The 22,378-nt window shown below is 70.0% G+C and carries 20 protein-coding genes and 1 pseudogene; 10 read left to right on the top strand and 11 right to left on the bottom strand.

Translation table 11 applies throughout. The annotated features are described in order from the left end of the window. Nucleotides 1–43: 43 nt before the first annotated feature. On the bottom strand, nucleotides 44–856 hold the full coding sequence (locus tag ABTU92_RS11955; RefSeq protein WP_408090845.1) for a S1 family peptidase: 813 nt from the start codon (nucleotides 854–856) through the stop codon (nucleotides 44–46). 93 nt (nucleotides 857–949) lie between these two features. Here ABTU92_RS11955 and ABTU92_RS11950 point away from each other — a divergent pair, with 93 nt between their 5' ends. The 5 genes from ABTU92_RS11950 to ABTU92_RS11930 all read left to right on the top strand — a co-directional run bounded on the left by ABTU92_RS11950 (nucleotide 950) and on the right by ABTU92_RS11930 (nucleotide 3,461). Further along, a complete protein-coding gene (locus ABTU92_RS11950) occupies nucleotides 950–1,510 on the top strand; it encodes a head-tail connector protein (RefSeq protein ID WP_408090843.1) in 561 nt (186 codons plus the stop codon). Next, nucleotides 1,507–1,833 carry a phage head closure protein gene (locus ABTU92_RS11945; protein ID WP_408090841.1) on the top strand — a complete coding sequence of 109 codons (327 nt, stop codon included), beginning with the start codon at nucleotides 1,507–1,509 and terminating at the stop codon, nucleotides 1,831–1,833. Before ABTU92_RS11950 ends, ABTU92_RS11945 begins: the two co-directional genes overlap by 4 nt. A gap of 40 nt (nucleotides 1,834–1,873) precedes the next feature. Continuing rightward, nucleotides 1,874–2,281 (top strand): DUF3168 domain-containing protein, encoded by a 408-nt coding sequence (locus ABTU92_RS11940; protein WP_408090839.1) that lies wholly within the window; start codon nucleotides 1,874–1,876, stop codon nucleotides 2,279–2,281. A 24-nt stretch (nucleotides 2,282–2,305) separates the two neighbouring features. Then, nucleotides 2,306–2,713, top strand: coding sequence for a phage major tail protein, TP901-1 family (locus tag ABTU92_RS11935; RefSeq protein WP_408090837.1), 408 nt, complete (start codon nucleotides 2,306–2,308; stop codon nucleotides 2,711–2,713). Between the two features lie 346 nt (nucleotides 2,714–3,059). Next, nucleotides 3,060–3,461: a hypothetical protein gene (locus tag ABTU92_RS11930; protein ID WP_408090835.1), complete on the top strand. Its 402-nt coding sequence runs from the start codon at nucleotides 3,060–3,062 to the stop codon at nucleotides 3,459–3,461. Between the two features lie 196 nt (nucleotides 3,462–3,657). On the opposite strand, the gene ABTU92_RS11925 is transcribed toward ABTU92_RS11930, so the two are convergent. The 8 genes from ABTU92_RS11925 to ABTU92_RS11890 all read right to left on the bottom strand — a co-directional run bounded on the left by ABTU92_RS11925 (nucleotide 3,658) and on the right by ABTU92_RS11890 (nucleotide 13,556). After that, a complete protein-coding gene (locus ABTU92_RS11925; protein WP_408090833.1) occupies nucleotides 3,658–4,125 on the bottom strand; it encodes a DUF992 domain-containing protein in 468 nt (155 codons plus the stop codon). A 255-nt stretch (nucleotides 4,126–4,380) separates the two neighbouring features. Next, entirely contained in the window at nucleotides 4,381–5,403 is a 1,023-nt protein-coding gene (locus tag ABTU92_RS11920; RefSeq protein ID WP_408090831.1) for an ABC transporter ATP-binding protein, read from the bottom strand. Beyond that, nucleotides 5,400–6,482 (bottom strand): ABC transporter ATP-binding protein, encoded by a 1,083-nt coding sequence (locus tag ABTU92_RS11915; protein ID WP_408090829.1) that lies wholly within the window; start codon nucleotides 6,480–6,482, stop codon nucleotides 5,400–5,402. Before ABTU92_RS11915 ends, ABTU92_RS11920 begins: the two co-directional genes overlap by 4 nt. After that, nucleotides 6,479–7,363 (bottom strand): ABC transporter permease, encoded by an 885-nt coding sequence (locus tag ABTU92_RS11910; protein WP_408090857.1) that lies wholly within the window; start codon nucleotides 7,361–7,363, stop codon nucleotides 6,479–6,481. Before ABTU92_RS11910 ends, ABTU92_RS11915 begins: the two co-directional genes overlap by 4 nt. A gap of 20 nt (nucleotides 7,364–7,383) precedes the next feature. Further along, on the bottom strand, nucleotides 7,384–8,337 hold the full coding sequence (locus ABTU92_RS11905; protein WP_408090827.1) for an ABC transporter permease: 954 nt from the start codon (nucleotides 8,335–8,337) through the stop codon (nucleotides 7,384–7,386). 200 nt (nucleotides 8,338–8,537) lie between these two features. Next, nucleotides 8,538–10,142 carry an ABC transporter substrate-binding protein gene (locus ABTU92_RS11900; RefSeq protein WP_408090825.1) on the bottom strand — a complete coding sequence of 535 codons (1,605 nt, stop codon included), beginning with the start codon at nucleotides 10,140–10,142 and terminating at the stop codon, nucleotides 8,538–8,540. Nucleotides 10,143–10,325: 183 nt separating this feature from the next. After that, nucleotides 10,326–11,945 carry an ABC transporter substrate-binding protein gene (locus tag ABTU92_RS11895; protein WP_408090823.1) on the bottom strand — a complete coding sequence of 540 codons (1,620 nt, stop codon included), beginning with the start codon at nucleotides 11,943–11,945 and terminating at the stop codon, nucleotides 10,326–10,328. Nucleotides 11,946–12,233: 288 nt separating this feature from the next. Further along, a complete protein-coding gene (locus tag ABTU92_RS11890; protein ID WP_408090821.1) occupies nucleotides 12,234–13,556 on the bottom strand; it encodes a protoglobin domain-containing protein in 1,323 nt (440 codons plus the stop codon). A gap of 341 nt (nucleotides 13,557–13,897) precedes the next feature. Here ABTU92_RS11890 and ABTU92_RS11885 point away from each other — a divergent pair, with 341 nt between their 5' ends. From ABTU92_RS11885 to ABTU92_RS11875, 3 genes and pseudogenes are all read left to right on the top strand, one after another. Beyond that, complete coding sequence (locus tag ABTU92_RS11885; protein ID WP_408090819.1) at nucleotides 13,898–15,754, top strand: SUMF1/EgtB/PvdO family nonheme iron enzyme; 1,857 nt, start codon at nucleotides 13,898–13,900, stop codon at nucleotides 15,752–15,754. Nucleotides 15,755–15,906: 152 nt separating this feature from the next. After that, nucleotides 15,907–16,092, top strand: coding sequence for a helix-turn-helix domain-containing protein (locus tag ABTU92_RS11880; RefSeq protein WP_408090817.1), 186 nt, complete (start codon nucleotides 15,907–15,909; stop codon nucleotides 16,090–16,092). Between the two features lie 64 nt (nucleotides 16,093–16,156). Beyond that, nucleotides 16,157–17,013, top strand: a pseudogene (locus ABTU92_RS11875) (TIGR00366 family protein). Between the two features lie 108 nt (nucleotides 17,014–17,121). On the opposite strand, the gene ABTU92_RS11870 reads toward ABTU92_RS11875, so the two are convergent. Both ABTU92_RS11870 and ABTU92_RS11865 read right to left on the bottom strand, forming a co-directional pair. Further along, the gene (locus tag ABTU92_RS11870) at nucleotides 17,122–19,179 is read right to left on the bottom strand and encodes a methyl-accepting chemotaxis protein (protein WP_408090815.1); all 2,058 of its coding nucleotides are present in this window, start codon (nucleotides 19,177–19,179) and stop codon (nucleotides 17,122–17,124) included. A 56-nt stretch (nucleotides 19,180–19,235) separates the two neighbouring features. Beyond that, nucleotides 19,236–21,404 carry a methyl-accepting chemotaxis protein gene (locus ABTU92_RS11865; RefSeq protein WP_408090813.1) on the bottom strand — a complete coding sequence of 723 codons (2,169 nt, stop codon included), beginning with the start codon at nucleotides 21,402–21,404 and terminating at the stop codon, nucleotides 19,236–19,238. A 217-nt stretch (nucleotides 21,405–21,621) separates the two neighbouring features. On the opposite strand from ABTU92_RS11865, the gene ABTU92_RS11860 reads away from it, so the two are divergent. Together ABTU92_RS11860 and ABTU92_RS11855 are read left to right on the top strand one after the other, a co-directional pair. Continuing rightward, the gene (locus ABTU92_RS11860) at nucleotides 21,622–22,023 is read left to right on the top strand and encodes a gene transfer agent family protein (protein WP_408090811.1); all 402 of its coding nucleotides are present in this window, start codon (nucleotides 21,622–21,624) and stop codon (nucleotides 22,021–22,023) included. Between the two features lie 20 nt (nucleotides 22,024–22,043). Next, nucleotides 22,044–22,262 (top strand): rcc01693 family protein, encoded by a 219-nt coding sequence (locus ABTU92_RS11855; RefSeq protein WP_408090809.1) that lies wholly within the window; start codon nucleotides 22,044–22,046, stop codon nucleotides 22,260–22,262. The last annotated feature ends 116 nt before the right edge of the window (nucleotides 22,263–22,378 follow it).

Below are 22,378 nucleotides of genomic sequence, written 5' to 3'. Positions count from 1 at the left end.
GCCCCGCAGATGAATTCGTTCCCCGTCTCCTCGCCGCCCCGCCTCACGGCGCGGCGAGGCGCGCGCCCATGCGGTGCGCCGTGTCGACCACCCAGGCCCGGTAGCTCGCCAGCGGCGTCACCCCGGTGAGGCCGCCGCAGCCGGCCGCGAGCTTCGGCCCGGTCGACCAGCTCACCACCCCGGCAACGGCGGGGCCGTTCCCCGTGTCGACGAACACCGGGGCGCCGGAATCGCCCGTGCAGGCGCCGGCGCCCGCCGCCTCGCCGCGGGTCGCCGGATCGTGCAGGCGAAGCTGCAGCGAGCCCGGCCGGCCGGTGGCGACCAGCATGGCGGCACGCGCCGTGCCGCCGCTGCGGCCGTCGCCGCGCACCGAAAGCCCCATGCCGACCACCGTGAAGGCGTCGCCTGGCGCGACCGCCGCGCCGTCGCGCGCCAGCGGCGCCGGCACGAAGCCCGGCGGCAGCGGTGCCGCGGGCTTCAGGAGCGCGATGTCGGCGGTGGCGCGGTGGCCGTTCAGCGCCGCCATGGCGAATCCGGGATGGCGCGCGATAGTGGCGACATCGAGCAGCTTCGGCTGCCGGGCCGCGTCGAAGCTGACGAGCTTGTAGTCGGCGCCCGGCTGCACGCAATGCGCGGCGGTGAGCACGAGATCGCGGGCGATCGCCGCGCCCGTGCAGGACGTGCCGCGCGAGCCGACGATCATCACGACATGACGGGCGAGCTGCGGCGGCGCGTTCGGCGTCGCCACCATGGCGGCGGCCGGCGCGGACGTTCCGAGCACGATCGTGCCGGCGAGGACGAGGCCGGCGAGGAGCCTGGCGGCGAGTGCGAGCGGCAGGGCGAGCGGGCGACGCATGCGCCCGAAGAGCCGCAGCCGGCGCGCTTTGTCAACCTGAAGCCTCGACTTGAAGCCTCGACCTGAGGCCTCGACCTGAAGCGGAGATCCGACATGGCCATTCTCCTCGCCGGACCGGCGAGCGAGCCGGTGACGCTCGCCGACGCCAAGACCTTCCTGCGCGTCGATCACGATGCCGACGACGCGCTGATCGACGGCCTGATCGGAGCCGCGCGAAAGCTGGTCGAGACGGCGACGCGCCGCGCGCTGATCACCCAGACCTGGCGGCTGGTGCGCGACGCCTGGCCGGCCGGGGGGCGCCTGCGCGTCCTGCCGGCGCCGCTGCGCGGCGTGGCCGCGGCGCGCGTCTTCGACGCCGACGGCCTGCCGCAGGCGATCGACCCGGCCGTGTTCACGCTCGACACCGTCTCGCTGCCCGGCCTCGTGAGCTTTTCGCACGCTGCCGTTCCGCCGCCGGGCCTGCGCGTCGCCGGCATTGCGATCGACGTCACGGTCGGGCACGGCGACGACGCGGCCGCGGTGCCGGCGCCGCTCGTCCAGGCGGTGCGGCTGTGGCTCGCGCATCTCTACGAGCACCGCGGCGTCGAGGCGCAGCTGTCGCCGCCGCAGACCATCGCGGCGCTCGTCGCGCCCTTCCGGGTGCTGGCGCCGTGACGCCCGATCCCGCAACGCTCCGTCGCCGCCTCGTGCTCGAGGCGCCGGTGGAGACCGCCGACGGCGCCGGCGGCACGGTTCGTGATCACGTCGCGGTCGCGACCCTGTGGGCGGCGCTCGCGCCGCGCGACGGCCGCGGCGCGAGCGAGGCCGACGCGGCCGGTGCCGTCGTCACTCATCGAATCCTGCTGCGCTCCGGACCCGAGATCACGACGCGCCACCGGTTTCGCGCCGGCACGCGGCTGTTTCGGGTGATCGCCGTGCGCGATCTCGACCCGGCCGGCCGGTTTCTGATCGTCGATGCCGAGGAGCGCATCGACTGATCTCGATTCCGCCTTTCTGATCACATCACGGAGACGTCCCATGTCCACGGCCGCCGTGGCGCTGCGCAGCGCCGTGCATGCCGCCTTGTCGTCCGACGCCGCGCTCGTCGCGCTGCTCGGTGGCGCCCGGGTCTACGACGAGCCGCCGCGCCGTCCCGCCTTTCCCTACGTCACGCTCGGCGAAGCGCGCGCGACCGACGTCTCCGGCGACATGGCGCCGACCGAGGAGCATCAGCTCACGCTGCACGCCTGGTCGCGCCAGGGCGGCCACCGCGAGGCGCATGTGATCGCCGGCGCGCTCCTGCAGGCGCTCGACGACGCGGCGCTGACGCTCGCCGGCCACCGCCTCGTCAACCTGCGCTTTTCGCTCGCCGACGTGCGGCGCGACGCCGACGGCCGCACCTATCACGCCCTGGTGCGCTTCCGCGCCGTCACCGAGCCGGCGTGATCCTGATCAGATCGGAGAAACGACATGGCCGCTCAGAAAGGCAAGGACCTGCTCCTGAAGGTGCAGGACGGCGCCGGATTCGTGACTGTCGCGGGCTTGCGCTCGCGACGGCTCGCCTTCAACGCCGAGACGGTCGACATCACGCATGCCGAGTCGGTCGACCGCTGGCGCGAGCTCCTCGACGGCGCCGGCGTCAAGCGCGCCGCCGTGTCGGGCCGCGGCCTGTTCAAGGATGCCGCCTCCGACGCGCTGCTGCGCCAGACCTTCTTCGACGGCACGGTGCGCACCTATCAGCTCGTCGTCCCCGACTTCGGCACCGTGACGGGACCGTTCCAGATCACCAGCCTCGAATTCGCCGGCGAGCACGACGGCGAGGTGACGTTCGAGCTGGCCCTCGAGTCCGCCGGCGCGCTCACCTTCGCGGCGCTTTAGAGCGGTGATCATCGGCGCCACACTCCGCTCATTCCAGCGCAAGCGGGACTCCAGGAGCGACATGCCGTGTCGCCCCTGGGTGCTCGCCTTCGCGAGGACGAGCGGACGTCGGGGCGGTTCATCAGAACCCAAGACTGCTCGGGTCCATCATGCCGCTCGAACACTCTCTCGGTGGCTTGCCGGCTCGATTACCGGCAAGACCTGTGGGAGATTGATGCAGGGACTTGGGCCGAATTGGAGATGATCCGGACACAGCCAGAAGCCACTCGAAAGAACTGAATCGGAATCATGACGTGGAAGCCCCTTTACCGCGCACGGAGTGGCCGCAAAGGAAGAAAGTCACGGTGTGACTGACGATCAGCTCGACGAGCAAGAAAAGACCTGGGGCAAGCTTCACGACCGTATCACCAGCGTGTTGGACGAGTTCGGCGTTGCTGACCCGATGGGCGCGGGGGACTACCTCGTCGGCGACGATAACTATGGCTTTCGCTGCAACACCGTCGAGGTTCATTCTCTGGCGATGCTGCGTTCCGCTGTCATCAGAGCGCTGCAGGTGCAGCTCGCGGACGCTGACGATTGGGAGATCGTCGTGGCGGTCGATATCCCCGGTACGGAGGATCGGTGGCCGCCGATGGGCCTGATCATCCATCGAGACGAGATCATCGACGACCTCCAGCGAAGCTACTTTCCAACGGAGTTCCAGGATCTCGCCTACGAGGGCAGTCGGGCGGGCACGGGTTACGACTGATCTGAAGCGGTCGTCGGACTCGCCTGAAATCAAACGGCGGCACTGGGGCGACCGTACGATCGACGCACGCCTGTTGTGACGTCTCCGTCGCGATCGTCGTTTGCCGCATCGCTGGGTCTGAAAACAAGAAGGCCGCGGCGCTGGCGCCGCGGCCTTGGTGATCCGAGCGAGACGACGGATCAGAAAACGTATTGGTTCACTGCAGCGTCAGGCCGGAGATGCCGAGCGCGACGTTGACGCCGACATACTCCTGCAGCTTCAGCGGCTGCAGCGACACGACGCCACCGGGGCCACCGGCCAGGACGTTGCTGCCCAGCCCGACGCCGACGGCGAGCGAGCTCGACGCACCGGAGTAGCGGCCGGCCAGCGCCTTTCGCGGAATGCGCTTGATCGGCGGCGCCCACACGCTCCACATCACCGGAGCGCCCTGGCTGATGCCGACGTCGACGCCGACGCGCGAGAGAGCGCCGGCATAGACCTGCTGGCGGCCGCGGATGGGCTTGAAGATGCATTGCGCCTGCTGGTTCGAGCCGAGCACGAAGCCGACCGTCGGCGAGACTTGGCAGGCGAGCGTGCCGACATTGACGAGCGACTGCGCCGAGGCGGGCGTGCACGCGAGCACGGCGCCGCCGGCGAGCAGGAGAGCGACTTTCAACCGGGACATGAACTCCTCCACTTTCCACGCGGTCGCCGCATCGCCGACACGGGCGGTGACGGTGGAGCCGCGCGACCGATAGAGGAGCCCGAACGAGACGAGTCAATCGTGCAGGCGCACCGACGGCGCAGTCTGGACGCATTCCGGACGCCGGTGCGACCGAACAGCAACGGCGTCGTCGCGCTGTCACGTCACGTCCACGCCCTCGCCATCGACGCGCCACGATGTCGCCGCGTCTCGACAGCTTCTGCGCGAGGCTGATCGTCAAGCCGCTGCGGTCGCGTCGGTCGCGGCGTGAGACCGGGGCCGCAACAGCACGCAGCGCGCGACATGAGTCGCGTGGGTCTCGATCTCCTCCGGAACGCCTTCGGTGCACGCCGGAAGCGCCTGCGCGCAGCGCGGCGCGAAGGCGCAGCCGGGCGGCAGCGCGGTGAGATCGGGCGGCGCGCCCGGGATCGTCTCCAGCCGCGCGCCCTTGGTGAACACGTGATCGGCCCGCGAGGCGAGCAGGCCGCGCGTGTAGGGATGCGCCGGGGCGCGGATCACGTCGCGGCAGGTTCCGCGCTCGACGATGCGGCCCGCATACATCACGGCGATGCGGTCGGCGACCTCGGTGGCGACGCCGATGTCGTGGGTGACGAAGATCACGGCAAGGCCGAACTCGCGCTGCAGCTCGCGCAGGAGGAGCAGGATCTGGATCTGCACCGTGGCGTCGAGCGCCGTCGTCGGCTCGTCGGCGAGCAGCACCTTGGGCCGGCAGGCCAGCGCGAGCGCGATCATGGCGCGCTGGCGCATGCCCCCCGACATCTCGTGCGGGAAATTGTCGAGCCGGCGCTCGGGGGAGGGGATGCGGACGCGCTCGAACAGCTCCAGCGCGCGGGCGCGCCCCGCCTTGTGCGACACGCCCTCGTGGCGCACCACGGCTTCCGCGATCTGATCACCGACCCGGTAGACCGGATCGAAGGCGAGGCCGGGCTCCTGGAAGATCATCGCGACGGTGCCGCCGCGAAAGCGTGCGAGCTCCTTTCGCGACAGGGCCGTCACGTCGCGGCCGTCGACCACGAGCCGACCGCCGATGCGGGCGCGTCTCTCCGGCAGCAGCCGCATCAAGGCGCGCAACGTGACGCTCTTGCCGGATCCCGACTCGCCGAGCAGCGCGACCACCTCGCCGGCCCCGAGCGAGAGATCGACACCGGCGACGACGCGCACGGGCTTCGCGCCGCCGACGAAGTCGACGGTGAGGTCGTTGACGGACACGAGGGGCGCGCCGGCGGGCGGGGTGCTCATGCGGCGGTCTCCTGCAGCGGCGCGGCCTGCGGATGGCCGGAGCCTGCTTGCGCCATCAGGCAGGCGACCTGGTGGGGGCCGGCGACGGTGGCGAGCGCGGGCTCGACATGGGCGCAGATCGCCGAGGTGGCGCGGCAGCGGGTATGGAAGCGGCAGCCGGGCGGCGGATCGATCGGGTTCGGCGGATCGCCGGAGAGCGGCGCTTCTTGCGTGCGCGCATCGGGATCCATCGACGGCATCGAGGCCAGCAGCGCGCCCGTGTAGGGGTGGCTCGGCGCTTTCAGGATCACGTCGGAGGGGCCGACCTCGGCGACCCTGCCGAGATACATCACCATCACACGGTCGGCCATGAAGCGCACGACGTTGAGGTCGTGAGAGATGAACATGTAGGTTAGGCCGAATTCGGCCTTCAGGTCGAGCAGCAGGTTGAGCACCTGCGCCTCGACCGACTTGTCGAGCGCCGACACGGCCTCGTCGAGAATCACGAGGCGCGGCTGCAGGGCGAGCGCGCGGGCGATGTTGATGCGCTGACGCTGGCCGCCGGAGAGCTCGTGCGGATAGCGGCCGGCGAAGCGGGCCGGCTCGAGCCCGACCTTGAAGAGCAGATCGTGGGCGCGGCCCATCGCCTCGCGTTTCGAGACGCCGTGCACGCGTGGCCCGAACGCGATCGTGTCCTCGACGGTGAGGCGCGGATTGAGCGAGGCGTAGCTGTCCTGGAACACCATCTGGACCTCGCGCCGGTAGGTCGTGAGGTCGAGGGCGCGGGAGCCGAGCGCCTCGCCATCGAAGACGATCTCGCCGGCGTCGGGCGCGATGATCTGCATCACGAGGCGCGCCGTGGTCGACTTGCCGCAGCCGGATTCGCCGACGACGCCGAGCGTCTCGCCCTTGGCGATGTCGAAGTCGACGCCGTCGACCGCTCGCACGGCGCCCGTGGTGACGCCGCGCCAGCTCTTGCGGCCGCCGAAATGCTTGACGAGACCGCGCACCGAGAGGAGCGGCTGGGCGGGACCGCCGCGGTCGCGCGTCGCGGGATCGAACGATGTGTCGACGGTCGAGTTCGAGAACGAGTCGGTCACGCCTTCACCTCCATGGCCGAGCGCAGCCCGTCGGAGAGAAGATTGAAGGAGATCGACGTGACGAAGATCATCACGCCGGGCAGTGCCGCGACCATCGGCTGGGTGTAGATCGCGGTGCGCAGCGTGTTGAGCATCAGGCCCCATTCCGGCTCCGGCGGCTTGGAGCCGAGCCCGAGGAAGGAGAGGCCGGAGGCGAGGATCATCGACACGCTGATCAGGCTGGTCGCGTAGACGAAGATCGGACCGAGCACGTTGCCGAGCACGTGCACGCGCACGATGGTGAACGGCCCGGCGCCTGACACGCGCGCCGCCTCGACATAGTCGCGGGTGCGGATCTGCGTGGTCACGCTCTCGGCGACGCGCGTCACCTGGGGGACGAACACGACCGTGAGCGCCACGATGGCATTGAGGATGCCGGCGCCGAGCGTGCCGGACAGCGCGATGGCGAGCAGTACCGACGGGAAGGCGTAGAACACGTCGACGGTGCGCATGATGACGGTGTTGACCCAGCCGCCCGCATAGCCGGCCGCGATGCCGAGCAGCGAGCCGATCCCGAAGGCGCAGAAGACCGGCAGCACGCCCATCAGGAGCGACAGGCGCCCGCCGTAGATCAGGCGGCTCAGCATGTCGCGGCCGAGCTCGTCGGAGCCGAGCGGGAAGCTCGGCGTGCCGATCGGGCGCAGGCGCCGGATCATGGAGCTCTTGTAGGGATCGGCGGGCGCGATATAGGGCGCGAAGATCGCCGCGAGCACGATCAGCAGGATGATCACGGCGGCCGTCATGGCGACCGGATCGCGCGAGAGGCGACGCAGCACGCCGGCCCAGTATCCGCGGCCGAGCTGCTTCACGGGTGCGACGGAAGGAGCGGTGTCGGCGGTCATCACGGCCATGGGTGTCTCCGTCAGCCCCGCTTGATGCGCGGATCGAGGGCGGTCTGCAGCACGTCCACGGCGAGGTTGAGGAGCACGAAGAACATCGCGAGGATCAGGATCGTGCCCTGCAGCAGCGGCAGGTCGCGCTGGAAGATCGCGGCGTTGAGGAGGAAGCCGGAGCCCGGCCAGGAGAACACCGTCTCGATCAGGATCGAGCCGCCGAGCAGATAGCCGAGCTGAAGGCCCATCACGGCGAGCGCGGTCGGCGCGGCGTTGACGACGACGTGGCGGAACACGCCGAACTCGCTCATGCCCTTGGCGCGCAGCGCCTCGACGAAGTCCTGGGAGAGGATGTCGCCGACCAGCGCTCGCACGGTGCGGGCGATGACGCCCATCGGGATCACCGACATGGTGATGGCGGGGAGGATGATGTAGCGCAGATGCGCGGCGTCGGGCCGCCAGTCGGAGGAGCCGTCGGGCCCGGCACCGGTCGGCGGCAGCCAGCCGAGCTGCGCCGCGAAGATGATCACCAGCACCATGCCGAGCCAGTAGTGCGGGACGCTGACGCCGAGCACGGAGATGAAGGACGCCAGCTTGTCGAGCCAGGAATCGCGAAAATAGCCCGCGACGAAGCCGAACAGGGTGCCGAACGTGAAGCCGATCATGGTCGCGACGGTGGCGAGGATGAGCGTGTTCTTCACGGCGCGCAGAACCTCGGTCGCGACCGGGCGGCCGGTCGCGATCGAGTTGCCGAGATCGCCGTGCAGCACCTTCCAGAACCACAGCGCGTACTGGACCGGGAGCGGCTTGTCGAAGCCGTAGGCGGCCTTCATCTGCTCCTGCAGCTCCAGCGTCGCGTCGGCCGGCAGGATGGCGGTGAGCGGATCGCCCGGCGTGATGTGAACGAGCAGGAAACACACCACCGTGACACCGATGGCGACCGGGGTGACGTAGAGCAGACGACGCAGCGTGAAGGCGAGCATCTTTCGGCTTTCTTCGACAGAACCCGGCTTGCCGGAGCGGCGGTCTCCATCGCCCCGCGTGCGGGGAGACGGTGGCTCGCCGCGTCGCGGCAAGACGGATGAGGGGCCGTCGCTGCAGAGCCGAAGCGCCCCCTCACCCGGATGTCACGCCGGCGCGCGACATCCGACCTCTCCCCTCACGCGGGGAGAGGTGAACGTGATCACTTCGCCATCGTGATCGGTGAGAAGTCCTGGAACCAGTTCTGGGCCTGGACGAAGCCGGTCACCTTGGCGCTCATGGCGCGCGGGTTCACGTCGTGCGTGACCATCAGCCAGAGCGCGTCGTCGACCATCTTCTCGTGGGTCTTGCGCAGCACCTTGGTCTGCTCGGCCGGATCGAACGTGTTGCGGATGCCGTCGAGCAGCTTGTCCATCTCGGGGTCGCAGTAGTAGCCCCAGTTGACGCCGGCGGGGGGCGCGAGATTGCACTGCGAGAAGCGGATGAAGCCGGTGAACGGATCCTGGATGAAGTAGGAGTAGTTCATCGCCGTGGTGCCGAGCGCCGTCGGGTGCTTGGCGCCGGCGCGCCAGATGTTGATCATCGTATTCCATTCGACGACCTGGAACTCCACCTTGATCCCGACCTCGGCGAGATTCTGCTGGATCAGCTCGTTCATCGGCAGCGGCTGCATCTGGCCGGATCCGGAGGCGGAGATCAGCACCTTGGTGACGAGCGGCTTGGACGGGCCGTACCCGGCTTCGGCGAGGAGCTTCTTCGCCTGCGCGGGGTCGTATCCGATCTTGAAGGTCGGCTGACCGAACCACTGGTGGCCGGGCGGGAAGAAGCCCTGCGCCGGGATCATCATGCCGCCGAGCAGCTCCTTCATGCCGTCGCGGTCGATCGCCAGGTTGGCGGCCTTGCGCACCCGGATGTCGTTCCACGGTGAGCCCTCGACGCGCGAGAGGTGCCAAGTCCAGTTGTGCGGATACGCGTTGGTGACGATCTTGAAGCCCGCCTTCTTGAGCGAGTCGACGGCGTCGGGCGCCGGCGCCTCGATCCAGTCGACCTGGCCCGAGCGCAGCGCCGCGACGCGGGCGTTCGCCTCCGGCAGCGGCACGAGGACGAGCTTGTCGAGCTTCGGCACCCGCGCCTTGTTCCAGTAGGCCGTGTTGGGCACCATCTCGGCGCGCTCGCGCGGCACGAAGCTCGTCAGCTTCCACGGGCCGGTGCCGGAGGGCGTCCTCGCGAAGGCCTCCCAGCTCTTGCCGACCTTCTCCCACTGGGCCGGCGACGACATCATGATCCAGGCGAGCTGATAGAGCAGCGTCGCGTCCGGCGTCTTGGTGACGATCTCGAGCGTGGTCGGGTCGACGGCGCGATAGGAGGCGACGGCCGGGATGCGGGTGCGCCCCTGCGCCGATTGGCGCGGATCGTAGTGCGGCGCCTTGTCGTCCAGAAGCTTGTCGAGATTCCACACCACGGCGGCGGCGTCGAATTTCGAGCCGTCGTGGAACGTCACGTCGTCGCGCAGCTTGAACGTCCACTTCGTCTTGTCGGCCGGGTCGACGCTCCACGAGGCGGCGAGGCCGGGGCGGATGTCGGAGGGTTTGTCGGCCGAGGACATGTCCCAGTCCACGAGCGCGTCGTAGACCGTGTAGCCCATGAAGCGCATGCCCTCGCCGCCGTTGTCGGTCTGGCCGGTGGTGAGGGGAATGTCGGAGGCCGTCATGCCGATGCGCAGCGTGCCCTGCGCGGCGGCGGGCACGCTCGCGAGCGGCGTCAGCAGGGTGGCGGCGAGGAGGAGTGCGAGAGTCCGGGATGCCATGATGATGCTCCTGAAACGGGATCAGAGCAGAAGACGAACGGCCGAGACCGTGCGTCGATCGTCGCTTCGCCGTCGTTATGGCCGGGCTCGTCCCGGCCATCGACGTCTTTCGCGCGGCATGCGCTGCTCGTGGATGGCCGGCACGAGGCCGGCCATGACGAGTTCACGGGATACGGCGGTGCCTCACTCCATCCCGATGGTGGTGAGGTCCTGGAACCAGTGCTGCGCCTGGACGAATTTCTTCACCTTGGGCGACAGCGCGTGCGGGTTGGTGTCGTGCACGACCCAGACCAGCGGCGCGTCGTCGACCACCATCGCGTGCGCGACGGCCAGCAGCTCGTCCTGCTTCTTCGGGTCGAAGGTGCGCTTGGCCTCGTCGATGACGGCGTCGACCTTCTCGTTCTTGTAGAAGCCCCAGTTGACGCCGACCGGCGCCACCTGGCCCGAGTGGAAGAAGCGGATGATGGCGTAGAGCGGATCGGACGTGACATAGGCGATGTTGTTGGCCGTCAGGCCGGCCGACATCTCGTCCTTGGCGCCCTTGCGCCAGTAGGTGTAGAGGGCCTCCAGCTCGACGACCTTGAAATCGACCTGGATGCCGATCTCCTTGAAGCTCTCCTGCAGGAACTCGTTCATCGGCAGCGACAGCATCTGGCCGGTGCCACCTTGCGCGATCACGAACGTCGTCTTGAGCGGCTTGTCCGGGCCGTATCCGGCCTCCTTCACGAGGCGCTTCGCCTCGGCGAGGTCATACTTGATCTTGAACGAGGGGGTGCCGAACCACGGGCTCGACGGGTCGACCTGGCCGACGGCGGGCTTGGCGAGTCCGTTCAGGAGCTCGAGCATGGCGTCGCGATCGATCGCGAGATTGAGGGCGCGGCGCAGCCGCACGTCGGTCCAGGGCGAGCCCGGCAGCGTGCTCAGATGATAGTTCCAGACATGCGGCGTGACGTTGGTGACGATCTTCATGCCGGACTGCTTCAGGCGCGGCACCGCGTCGGGGGCGGGGGTCTCGATCAGGTCGACCTGGCCGGCGAGCAGCGCGTTGGTGCGGCTCAGCGCCTCCGGCATGGGGATCAGCACCATGCGATCGGCCTTCGGCAGGCGGCTCTTGTTCCAGTAGTCGGGGTTCTTGACCAGCTCGGCGCGCTCGCGCGGCACCAGCTTGTCGAGCTTGAACGGTCCGGTGCCGGAGGGGCTGGCCGCGAACTTGTCCCAGTCGCGCCCGAGCTTCTCGTATTGGGCCGGGCTCGACACCAGGAACCACAGCATCTGATAGGGGAAGAAGCTGTCGACCTCCTTGGTGGTGATCTCGATCGTCTTCGCGTCGATCTTCTTCCAGCTCGCCACCGAGGGGAGGCGCGGCTTCACCTGCGCGCTCTGGCGCTTGTCGAAATGCGGCGCCTTGTCGTCCAAGACCTTGTCGAGGTTCCAGATCACGGCGTCGGCATCGAAGGCGGAGCCGTCGTGGAACTTGACGCCCTCGCGCAGGGTGAAGACCCACTTCTTCTTGTCGGTGGCGTCGACCTCCCACTTGGTGGCGAGGCCGGGGATCAGCTTGCCGGGCCGCTCGGCGACGTCCATCTCCCAGGCGACCAGCGGGTCATACAGGGTATAGCCGGTGAACTGATAAGCGCCGGCGCCGCGGTCGGGCTGGCCCGAGGTGAGCGGAATGTCGGCGAGCGAGATGCCGTAGCGCACGACCGACTCGGCCTGCGCCGGCGCGCCGACGGTGAACGATCCGGCGACGACGGAGCCGGCGACCAGGAGGGCCGGGGAGAGATAGTTCTGAAGAAAACGCATCGACGTCTCCAGCGGGGGTGTGGACGCCGAAAAAGCAATATCGGTGCCACCGTCCGGAGGTTGACGTCGTTAGGGTTCGCGACGCGCCGGAGCGCCTCGGCGCGGAAATGATCAGCGAAAGATCGAATGCTGAGCAGACAGCCGCCGATCCCAGGTCCGAGACCGCGCCGAAGCGGTCGCACCGTACCGTTCGTGGCTGTGGTGGCGGACGCTTGCACGGGCCGGTGGGCGGCGCGTGCATACAACGATGAGGGCGAGGCCGACAGGATGGTCGACCACGCCGGTGGATCAGGCCGCCTTGCCCCCGGTGAGGGAGGCGAGGAAGCGCGACACCTCGCTCTTCAGCCGGCCGCTCTCGCCGGCGAGCGAGCGCGCGGCGTCGTGGACGCTGCCCGCCGCCGTTCCCGAGTCGACCGCGCGGGCGTTGACGTCGCTGATGTTGCTCGCCACCTGCGCCGTGCCGGCCGCGGCCTGCTGGATGTTGCGGGCGATCTCCCGGGTCGCGGTGCCCTGCTGCTCGGCGGCGGCCGCGATGGCGGCGGCGATCTCGGAGATCTGGCCGATGGTCGCGCTGATCTCCTTGATGGCGGTCACCGAGTCGGTGGTCGCCATCTGCATGCCGGAGACCTGGCCGGAGATCTCCTCGGTCGCCTTGGCGGTCTGCGCCGCGAGCGCCTTGACCTCCTGGGCGACCACCGCGAAGCCCTTGCCGGCCTCGCCGGCGAGCAGATTGGTCTGGTCGGCGACGCTGGTGATCAGCTTGACGACGTCGCCGATGCGGGCGGCCGCCTGCGACAGCGCCGTGATGCGCGCGTCGGTCTGCTGGGCCTGCTTCACGGCCTCGCCGGCGATGCGGCTCGACTCGTGAACCTGGCGGGTGATCTCCTGCACCGAGTTCGACAGCTCCTCGGCGGCCGCCGCCACGGTCTCGACATTGGTCGAGGCCTCCTCGGAGCCGGCCGCGACGGTCAAGGCCAGCGAGCGGGTGTCCTCGGCCGTCCGGGTGAGCTGGCGGGCCGAGTCCTCGAGACCGTGCGAGGCCGACGAGACGGTCTCGACGATGCCGCCGACGGTCGCCTGGAAGTCGGAGGCGACGCGGTTCAGGGACTCGCGCTTGTCGCGCGCGCCGGCCTCGATATAGACCGAGATGGCGAAGTCCATGTCGATCATCGCGGCCTTGACGAGGGCGCCGATCAGCTTGGTCCGCCGCTCGGCGTTGGAGCCGAGCCAGCCGTCCTTGAACTCGGTCTCGATCATCGCGACCAGCCGCACCATCACGTAGCTGTAGCCGCCGATGTACCAGCGCGGCTCCAGGCCGAGCTTGTTGTGGGTCTCGCCGATGCGCTTGACCGAGCGGACGTAGTCGTCGCTGAAGTCGCCGTTGACGATGGTCGCCCAGTGCTCGAGCTGCTTCAGCCTGGCGTGCCGCTTGCGCGCGTCGCTGGTGAACATCTTCTCCGCGTCGGGGAAGCGATCGATCTGGGCGTAGAACCGGTCGAGGATGCCGGGAAGGTGCTTCTCGACCAGCGGCCGCATCTCGCGCAGCAGCGTGCGGGTCTCGTCGTCGATGTCGGCGAACTGCAGGCGGGCACGAATGTCGGCGTCGCTCATGGGGGGCTCTTCGGTGGTGCAGGATCGCAGCGGCGTGGGTCACACTCCAAATGAAAAATGACAACCTCCGGTAAAAGGAGAATTAAAGTGAAACTTATAGTCCATTCCGGTTACTTATCGGTCCTCGCGGCCGGCGAGATGCCACCTTTTCTGCTCCGCCCCATTACGGAGTTGCACGACGATCGCGGCACCCCAGATATTTGAAAGCTCGTCCGGCTCGCCGGCCCGTCGTCGCGAGCTGCTCCGGGCGCGCAAGGAGACGCCCCATGCGGTGGTGTCAGGTCGCGGGGTGGTCGCGGGTGCTGATCACCACTGCCGTTCGCTCGCTCTCCCGACGGCGGATGAGAGAATTTCTGGCGACGATCGTCGCCATCGCCGTCGTGACGATCGGCTGGACCGCCGCGGCGGCGGCGCCCGATCGGCGCGTCGCGCTGGTGGTCGGCAACGACGCCTATGTCCATCTCGGGCCGGAGCGGCAGCTCCGCAACGCCGTCGCCGACGCGCGGCTGATGCGCGACACGCTCGCCGGGCTCGGCTTCGAGGTGATCTTCGTCGCCAATGCCGACCGCCGCACCCTGGTCGACCGCTTGTCCGATCTCGCCGCGCGGGTCGGCCGCGACGACACCGCCTTCGTCTACTTCGCCGGCCACGGGGTCGCGCTCGCCGGCGCCAACTATCTGCTGCCGTCCGACATTCCGGCGCCGCGCGCCGCCGGCCGTGGCGAGGAGGGCCGGCTCGCCGAGCACGCGATCGCCGAGGCGAGCGTCGTCGAGCGCCTGGTGCAGGCCGGCGCCCGGGTGTCGATCGTGGTGCTCGACGCCTGCCGCGACAACCCTCTGCAGGGCAGCGACCGGCGCGCCGTCGGCGGCGCCCGCGGCCTGCTGCCGGGTGCGTCGGCGCAGGGGCTGTTCTCGATCTACGCGGCCGGCTTCGGCCAGTCGGCGCTCGACCGGCTGGGGCCGGACGACCCGCATCCGAACTCGGTGTTCACCCGTGTCTTCGCCGAGACGTTGAAGACGCCCGGGCTCGACCTCAAGGCGGTGGCGACCGAGACGCGCCGGCGCGTCGTCGCCCTGACCCGCGCGGTCGGCTACGACCAGTTCCCGGCCTATTATGATCAGATCGTCGGCGGCGACGTTTTTCTCGCCGGCGGCGAGGCGCCGGCGGCTCCGGCAGCCTCACCGAATGACACCCAGGGCCGCGTCGCCGCCGTCGCGCCGCCGGTCGCGCCCGCCGTGCCGCACGACACGACGATGCCGGCCGTGCCGGCCGTCGGCATCACGCCGCCCCCGAAGGTGTTCGCCGGGCCGTCGACGGACGCGCAGGAGCGCACGCTCGCGCCCGGCGACCGCTTCGGCGACTGCCCCGGCTGCCCCGACATGATCGTCGTGCCGGCGGGGCGCTTCTCGATGGGCTCGCCCGACACCGAGCCGCAGCGCACCGCGAACGAGGGTCCGCTGCGGACCGTGACGATCGCTGCGCCTTTCGCGGTCGGCCGCACCGAGGTGACGGTCGACCAGTACGCCGCCTTCGTCGCGGCGACCGGCCGACCTACCGCGTCGGCCTGCTACACGCTGGAGGACGGCAACGTGGAGGCGCGCGCCGGCCGCTCGTGGCGCGATCCGGGCTTTGCGCAGGCCGGCGACCATCCGGTCGTCTGCGTCGGCTGGCACGACGCCGAGGCCTATGCGGCGTGGCTGTCGCAGCGGACGGGCCGAACGTACCGATTGCCGAGCGAGGCGGAGTGGGAGTATGCGGCGCGCGGCGTCACGACGGCGGGGCCGGCGCCACGTTATCACTTCGGCGACGACGCGGCGGCGATGTGCGGTTACGCCAACGCGGCCGACCTGACGCTGCGCAACGCGCTGGCGGGCCGCGGCCCGACCCTGTTCGTGCCGTGCCGCGACGACGCCGTCTACACGGCGCCGGTCGGCCGCTTCGCGCCCAACGCCTTCGGGCTCGTCGACATGCACGGCAACGCGGCCGAGTGGGTCGCCGACTGCTGGAACGACGGCCATGCCGGCGCCTCCGAACGCGGGCGCGCGCGGACCGACGGCGACTGCGGCCGGCGCGTCGTGCGCGGCGGCTCCTGGGTCGACGATGCCCGCCGGCTGCGCGCCGCCGCCCGCATCATGAACAAGCCAGACGACCGCAGCGCGATCGTCGGGTTCCGGGTGGTGCGCGATCTCGTCCGGTGACGGCGCCTCTGTAGCGTTCCCGATTGCTGCCGGCTCCGCGGCGCCTAGTGTCCGCGGAGCCCACGCGAGTCGGCGTGGCGGTCCGGGCGACCGGCGGCGCGCGCTGCCTTCCTCCTCCGCTCCCGTTCCGGCTCCGTCGCCCGATCGGAGACGTGCGCCATGCTCGTGCCCGGCGAGACCGATGCCGCCGCGCGATCGTCGCCGAGGTGGAGCGCCGGGCGATCGAGGGGGCGCTGGCGACCGGCGGCAGCACCCGGCGGGCGGCCGAGCTGCTCGGCATCGACCAGTCGACCGTGGTGAAGAAGGCGAAGCGGCTCGGGATTCGCATCGAGCGATGACGGGCGTCATCGGTCGCGATGCCGTTTGTCATCGCGACCGACCGCCTGCGGCCGTGCGGTCCGAATGCGCGGATCGCGGGATCGCGATGACGGGGCGCATCGGGGGGCGCAGGACCAGACGGTCTACAACCCGGTCAACACCACGATCTTCTTCATCATGGTGGTCACCGTGATCCTGATCGGCGTGTTCACCCGGCCGCCGGCGGACGAGGTGGTGGCCTACGTGCCGAAGGAGGAGCCGGTCACGGCCGTCGAGGCCGAGGAGGAGGCGGGCGAGCGGACCTTCGCGGACCGCATGAGCGAGAGCCGCATCCTGATGCTGATCATCGGCGTCGCCGGCATCGCCGTGATCGTCGACAGCATCGTCACCAAGGGCGTGATGAAGTCGCTCGACTTCAACTTCGTGATCTTCCTGTTCCTCACGCTCAACGCGTTCCTCTACAACACGCCGCGCCGCTTCGTCGCCGCCTTCAAGGACATGATGCGGCCTGCCGCCGAGGTGATGCTGCGTTCCCGTTCTACGGCGGGATCATGGGCATGATGACCGCGTCCGGGCTCGGCAAGGTGCTGGCGGGCCTGCTCATCCAGGTCGCGACCGTCGATACGATCTATCTCTGGTCGTTCCTGTCGGCCTGCTTCATCAACCTGTTCATCCCGTCGCAGGGCGGGCAGTGGATCGTCCAGGGCCCGATCCTCACCGAGGCGGCGCTCGCCCTCAAGGCGAACATGCCGCTGGTGTTCAATGCCTTCGTGCACGGCGACGAGGCGACCAACATGATCCAGCCTCTCTACGTCATCCCGGCGCTGGCGCTGGTCGGCATGAAGCTCAAGGAGGTGTGGGGCTTCATGGCGTTCATCGGCGTGTTCTGGATCGTCATCGTCGGCACCTGCTTCCTGGTGCTGCCGAAGCTGATGATGTGACCGCGGTGATCGGACCGGCGCTGTGCCGCCGGGAGCGGATCGAAAATGCAAGCCGGCGGTCGCACGACCGCCGGCTTTTTCAGAGATCGGGACGATCCACGCCGCCGCTCAGGCGGCGCGGATCTTGGTCAGGAAGCTGTCGACCTCGCTGCGCAGCTTGTCGGCCTGCTCGTTGAGCACCGCGGCGCTGGAGCGGACGCCGCCCGCCGCCGTGCCGGTCTGATCGGCGCAGCTGCGCACGCCGGCGATGTTGTCGGACAGGCTCTGGGTGCGCCGTGCGGCCTCTTGCGTATTGCGGGTGATCTCGGCCGTCGCCGCACCCTGCTCCTCGACGGCGGCCGCGATCGAGCTCGCCACCGTCGACACCTCCGTGATGGTCGCGCCGATGCGCCGCATCGCGGCCAGCGCCCGGTCGGCGACCTCCTGGATGGCGCCGATCTGGCCGGAGATGTCCTCGGTCGCCTTGGCGGTCTGGCCGGCGAGGTTCTTCACCTCGGAGGCGACGACCGCCTCGATGGTCGCGTTGAGCGCCAGCAGGTTGGTCTGGCTGGCGATCGCCGTGATCAGGCTGACGATCTCGCCGATCTTGTGGGCCGCGTCGGTGAGGCCCTGGACGGTCGCGTCGGTCTCCTGCGTCTCGGTGACGGCGCGCTTCGCCACCACGGCGGCATGCGTCACCTGGCGGCTGATCTCGCCGATCGACGACGACAGCTCCTCCGACGCGGCCGCGACGGTCTGCACGTTCTGCGACGCCTCGTCCGACGAGGTCGCCGCGTCGCGCGCCTGGCCGTTGGTCTGCTCGGCCGTGGTCGTGAGCGTCTCCGAGGTGCGGCGCATCTCGCCGGCGGCCGAGCCGAGCGCCTGGAGCGCCTCGCCGATGCCGGCTTCGAACTCCGTGATGGCGTGCTCGATCGCCTGCTGGCGCTGCGCCGCGGTCTCGCGACGACGGCTCTGCTCCGCCTCGATGCCGGCCTTTTCGAGCGCGTTCTGCTTGAAGGTGGCGAGCGCGGCGGCGAGGCTGCCGATCTCGTCCCGGCGGTCCAGATACGGCACCTCGGTGGCGAGGTCGCCGTCGGCGACCTGAACCATCGCGGTGCGGATGCCCTGCAGCGGCCGGATCACCCGGCGGCGCACCATCACGATGCCGCCGGCGGCGAGCGCCAGGGCACCGACGAGCAGCGCGAGGCGGACGACCAGGGTGGTGCGGGCCGTGGCGACCTGCGCCTGGGCGTGGTCGCTCGCCGCGTCGAGGGCGGTCTCGGCCAGCGCCACGACGACCATCAGGCGCTGCGCCGCGTCCCAGGCGGACAGCGGCACGTCGAGCGGCTGGCCGGACGCCCCCGCGGCGAGCACGCGCTCGCGCAGCGCGCCGAGCTCGGGGGCGAAATAGGCGGCCTTCGCCTTCGCCATCGCGGTCGCGACCGGCGAGCCGGGCGCGATGCCGACGGCGGCGCTCTCCAGCAGCTGCCACGCCGCCTCTGTGCGGCCGACGCGGGTGTGGACGGTCTGCACGGTCTCGGGCGGGATGCGGTTCTTGAAGGCGAGGGCGTTGCTGATCACGATCGAGATGTCGCCGCCCTCGGCGCGCACCAGCCAGGCCGCGTCCTTGATCGCCATCATCTGGTCGACGACCGCGTCCTCGTTGCGCGACTGGACCGTCAGCGTGTTGCCGATCTTGTCGAGCGTGGCGATGAGCGCCGTGGAGGTGGCGAGGAACTCCTTGGCGAGGCCTTGCTGGCGCTGCGCCTTCGGCTTGCCGAAGTCCTCCAGGGCGCGCTTGTCGAACGTGTCGATCGCGTCGGTCAGCCGGGCGAGATCGCCGACCAGGGCGTCGCGGCCGGGAAAGTCGATCTTCGGCAGGATGGTCAGGGTCTCGCGCAGCGCCGGCATGGCCGTGCCGCGCGACTGGGCGATGAGCTTCACTTGGCCGGGGTCCGGCATGCCGTCGGTGTTCAGCGCGCGCGCCGTGAAGGACTGCTTCACCCGCAGCGCCGCCATGGCCCGAAACATCTGCCGGGACGCGTCCGCCGTGTCGGCGAGGCGGGTCGCGGTGCGATCGGTTCGCCACGCCTCGAAGGCGCCCGTCGCGAGAACGAGGACGATGATCGAGGCCATGAGGGCGATGACGGAGGTGAGAAGAACGTTGGTGGACAGTCGCGACGACATCTTGGGGGCACCTGTGTGTTGTGCCTGGAACTTAGTTCCTTGGGATTAAGCGGGGGTTACGCCACGGTCTTAGTGCCACCGCGCGGGCGCGGTGCGGTCGTCATGCACGAGCCGCCGATGCGAAAACACCCGCCGACGGGCGTCGGCGGGTGTTTTCCGGTCGGGTTGCTGAAGGCTTGCTTCAGGCGGCGCGGATCTTTTCCAGAAAATCGTCGATCCGGTTCCGCAGCGTGTCGGATTGGGTCTTCAGGATCTCGGCGCTCGCCTTGACGCCGCCCGCCGCCGTGCCGGTCTCGCCCGCGCAGGCCTGCACGCCTGAGATGTTCTCCGACACGCTGCGCGTGCGGCGTGCCGCCTCCTGCGTGTTGCGGGTGATCTCGGCCGTCGCCGCACCCTGCTCCTCGACGGCCGCCGCGATCGAGCTCGCCACGTTCGACACCTCGCCGATCGTCGTCACGATGCGGCGCATGGCGGCGAGCGCCCGGTCGGCGACCTCCTGGATGGCGCCGACCTGGCCGGAGATGTCCTCGGTCGCCTTGGCGGTCTGGCCGGCGAGGCTCTTCACCTCGGTGGCGATGAGCGAGCAGATTGGTCTGGTTGGCGATCGCCGTGATCAGGTTGACGATCTCGCCGATCTTGTGGGCCGCGTCGGTGAGGCCCTGCACGGTCGCGTCGGTCTCCTCGGTCTCGGCGACGGCGCGCTTCGCCACCGTGGCGGCGTGGGCGACCTGGCGGCTGATCTCGTGAATTGACGACGACAGCTCCTCGGAGGCGGCCGCGACGGTCTGGACGTTCTGCGACGCCTCGTCCGACGAGGTGGCGGCGTCGCGCGCCTGGCCGTTGGTCTGCTCGGCCGTGGCGCCGAGCGTGTCGGAGGTGCGGCGCATCTCGCCGGCCGCGGAGCCCAGCGCGCCGAGCGCCTCGCCGATGCCGATCTCGAACGCGGCGATCGCCTCCTCGATCGCCTCCTGGCGACGGGCGGCCTGCTCGCGACGCTTCTCCTGCTCCTCCTCGAAGCGGGCCTTCTCGACGGCGTTCTGCTTGAAGGTGCCGAGCGCCGCGGCGAGGCTGCCGATCTCGTCCTGGCGATCGAGATAGGGCACCTCGGTCGTGAGATCCCCGTCGGCGACCTTGACCATCGCGGCCTGGATGCCCTGCAGCGGCCGGATCACCCGGCGGCCGACCATCACGATGCCGCCGGCCGCGAGCGCCAGCGCCCCGACCACGAGGCCGAGGCTGATCCACAGATTGGTGCCGGCCGCCGCGACCTGCGCCTGGGCATGATCGCCGGCGGCGTCGAGCGCCGCCTCGGCGACCTTGGTGAGCAGCAGCAGCCGCGGCACCGAGTCGAGCGTCCACTCGCCGACCGGAAGCGTGATCGGCTGGTCGGCGGCGGCCAGCATGGCGATGATGCGATCGCGCTTGGCGACGAAGTCGGGGCCGAGGAAGCTGTCGCGGGCGGTCCGGATGGCGGCCGGAACGGGCGATCCGTCCGGCAGCCCGATCGCGGTCGCCGCCATCATGTCGAAGCCCGATTGGACGCGGCCGATGTTGCGCTGGAGCGTGGTCAGCGCGGCGGCGTCGAGATGCTTCTTGGCGGCGAGCGCGTTGGACATCGCCACCGAGATCTCGCCGCCGTCGACCCGGACCAGCCAAGCGGCGTCCTTCAGGGTCATCATCTGGTCGATGAACGCGTCGCGGCCGCGCGCCGCGGCGTCGATCGCCCGGCCGGTCTTCTCGATCACCGTGATCAGCGCCGTGGCGGTCGTCGCGAGCTCCTTGCCGAGATCGGCGCGGCGTTGCGCCTTCGGCTTCAGGACGTCGGCGGCGGCCTCCTGGTCGAGCGTCAGATAGGTCTGCGACAGCCGGGCGAACTCTTTCGCGAGCGCGTCGCGGTCGGCGAAGTCGATGGCCGGCAGCAGCCGCGACACGTTCTGCAGGGCCGGTCGGCCGGCCGTGCGGGTGTCCTCGATCTGCTTGAGCTGGGCCGGCTCGACGACGCCGTCGAAGGCGAGCGCCCGTGGGATCAGGGCGCGCCCGAGCCGCAGATTGGCGAGCGAGCGGAACAGATCGCGCGACACCTCGGCCACGTCGGCGAGGCGGTCGGCCGTCGCCTGCCGCCGCCAGGCGTCGACGGCGCCGACGGCGAGCACCAGGACCACGACGGCCGACAGGAGAAGAATGACGGATTTCAGGAGAACGTTGGACGAGACGCGATGAAGCATTGGGGTCCGCTCTGCGTTCGAGGCGGAAGCACTATGAAGATCGTTACTTAATCGGCCGTGAAACGGCGCCGCGCGCGCGAGAGACTTTTGAATACCTTGTCTGCCATCCCGACACGGTAGCTGAATTAGTCATTATAGACCATTCTTACTAGAAGCACGTTCTTCGACCGCGTCCGTTTCGTGCGGCGCCGGCCGGACGACACCCGAGGAGCACGACATGGCCAATCGACATCGCGGCGAGATCGAAGCCGAGCTCGGCGGCGTGCGCCGACGCCTGGTGCTGACCCTCGGCGCGCTCGCCGAGCTGGAGAGCGCCTTCGGGGCCGACGACCTCGTCGCGCTGGCCGAGCGCTTCGCGACCGGCCGGATGGCGGCCCGCGACCTGACGCGCGTCGTCGCGGCGGGGCTGCGCGGCGCCGGCGAGAACGTGACGAACGAGGAGGTCGCCGCCATGACGGCGCCGGGCGGAGCCATAGGCTTCGTCGCCATCGCGGCCGAGCTTCTGGCCGTGACGTTCGGCGAGCCGGCACCTGCCGCTCCCCCGCCGCCTCCGGCGGCACGCGGCCGGGCAGGGGGCGACGAAAACCCTCCGCCGCCGCAGGACGCCGGCTGCCGCTGAGCGGCACGCCGCCCGGTGGGGTGGGTGGCCGAGCGCGGCACGGCGCGCCCCCGGCGCCGTTTCCCTGGGACGAGGCGATCGGCCTCGGCCTCGGCGTCCTGCGGCTCTCTCCCGACGCCTTCTGGCGAATGACGCCGCGCGAGCTCGCGCTGGTCTTACGGGCGCGCGGCTTCGGCCTCGCGGCGACGATCGACCGCACTGCCTTCGACGATCTGATGAGGAGACATCCCGATGGCTGACGACTTCGACATGCCGGGGCTCGCCGACGGCCTCGCCCGCGACTTCGACGAGACCGAGCGGCGCGCCGACGCGCTGTCGCGCCGGCTGGTCGACCTGCAGAGCCGATCCAAGAAGA

Origin of the sequence: Rhodoplanes sp. SY1 (genome assembly GCF_046000175.1) — a bacterium.
Taxonomy (GTDB): domain Bacteria; phylum Pseudomonadota; class Alphaproteobacteria; order Rhizobiales; family Xanthobacteraceae; genus Rhodoplanes.
This window is presented reverse-complemented; position numbering and strand designations above follow the sequence as displayed.

Coding starts and splice junctions, on each gene's coding strand:
- ABTU92_RS11955 (WP_408090845.1), bottom strand. CDS start 856: ATGCGTCGCCCGCTCGCCCTGCCGCTCGCACTCGCCGCCAGGCTCCTC.
- ABTU92_RS11950 (WP_408090843.1), top strand. CDS start 950: ATGGCCATTCTCCTCGCCGGACCGGCGAGCGAGCCGGTGACGCTCGCC.
- ABTU92_RS11940 (WP_408090839.1), top strand. CDS start 1,874: ATGTCCACGGCCGCCGTGGCGCTGCGCAGCGCCGTGCATGCCGCCTTG.
- ABTU92_RS11935 (WP_408090837.1), top strand. CDS start 2,306: ATGGCCGCTCAGAAAGGCAAGGACCTGCTCCTGAAGGTGCAGGACGGC.
- ABTU92_RS11925 (WP_408090833.1), bottom strand. CDS start 4,125: ATGTCCCGGTTGAAAGTCGCTCTCCTGCTCGCCGGCGGCGCCGTGCTC.
- ABTU92_RS11920 (WP_408090831.1), bottom strand. CDS start 5,403: ATGAGCACCCCGCCCGCCGGCGCGCCCCTCGTGTCCGTCAACGACCTC.
- ABTU92_RS11910 (WP_408090857.1), bottom strand. CDS start 7,363: ATGACCGCCGACACCGCTCCTTCCGTCGCACCCGTGAAGCAGCTCGGC.
- ABTU92_RS11905 (WP_408090827.1), bottom strand. CDS start 8,337: ATGCTCGCCTTCACGCTGCGTCGTCTGCTCTACGTCACCCCGGTCGCC.
- ABTU92_RS11900 (WP_408090825.1), bottom strand. CDS start 10,142: ATGGCATCCCGGACTCTCGCACTCCTCCTCGCCGCCACCCTGCTGACG.
- ABTU92_RS11895 (WP_408090823.1), bottom strand. CDS start 11,945: ATGCGTTTTCTTCAGAACTATCTCTCCCCGGCCCTCCTGGTCGCCGGC.
- ABTU92_RS11890 (WP_408090821.1), bottom strand. CDS start 13,556: ATGAGCGACGCCGACATTCGTGCCCGCCTGCAGTTCGCCGACATCGAC.
- ABTU92_RS11885 (WP_408090819.1), top strand. CDS start 13,898: ATGAGAGAATTTCTGGCGACGATCGTCGCCATCGCCGTCGTGACGATC.
- ABTU92_RS11870 (WP_408090815.1), bottom strand. CDS start 19,179: ATGTCGTCGCGACTGTCCACCAACGTTCTTCTCACCTCCGTCATCGCC.
- ABTU92_RS11865 (WP_408090813.1), bottom strand. CDS start 21,404: ATGCTTCATCGCGTCTCGTCCAACGTTCTCCTGAAATCCGTCATTCTT.
- ABTU92_RS11860 (WP_408090811.1), top strand. CDS start 21,622: ATGGCCAATCGACATCGCGGCGAGATCGAAGCCGAGCTCGGCGGCGTG.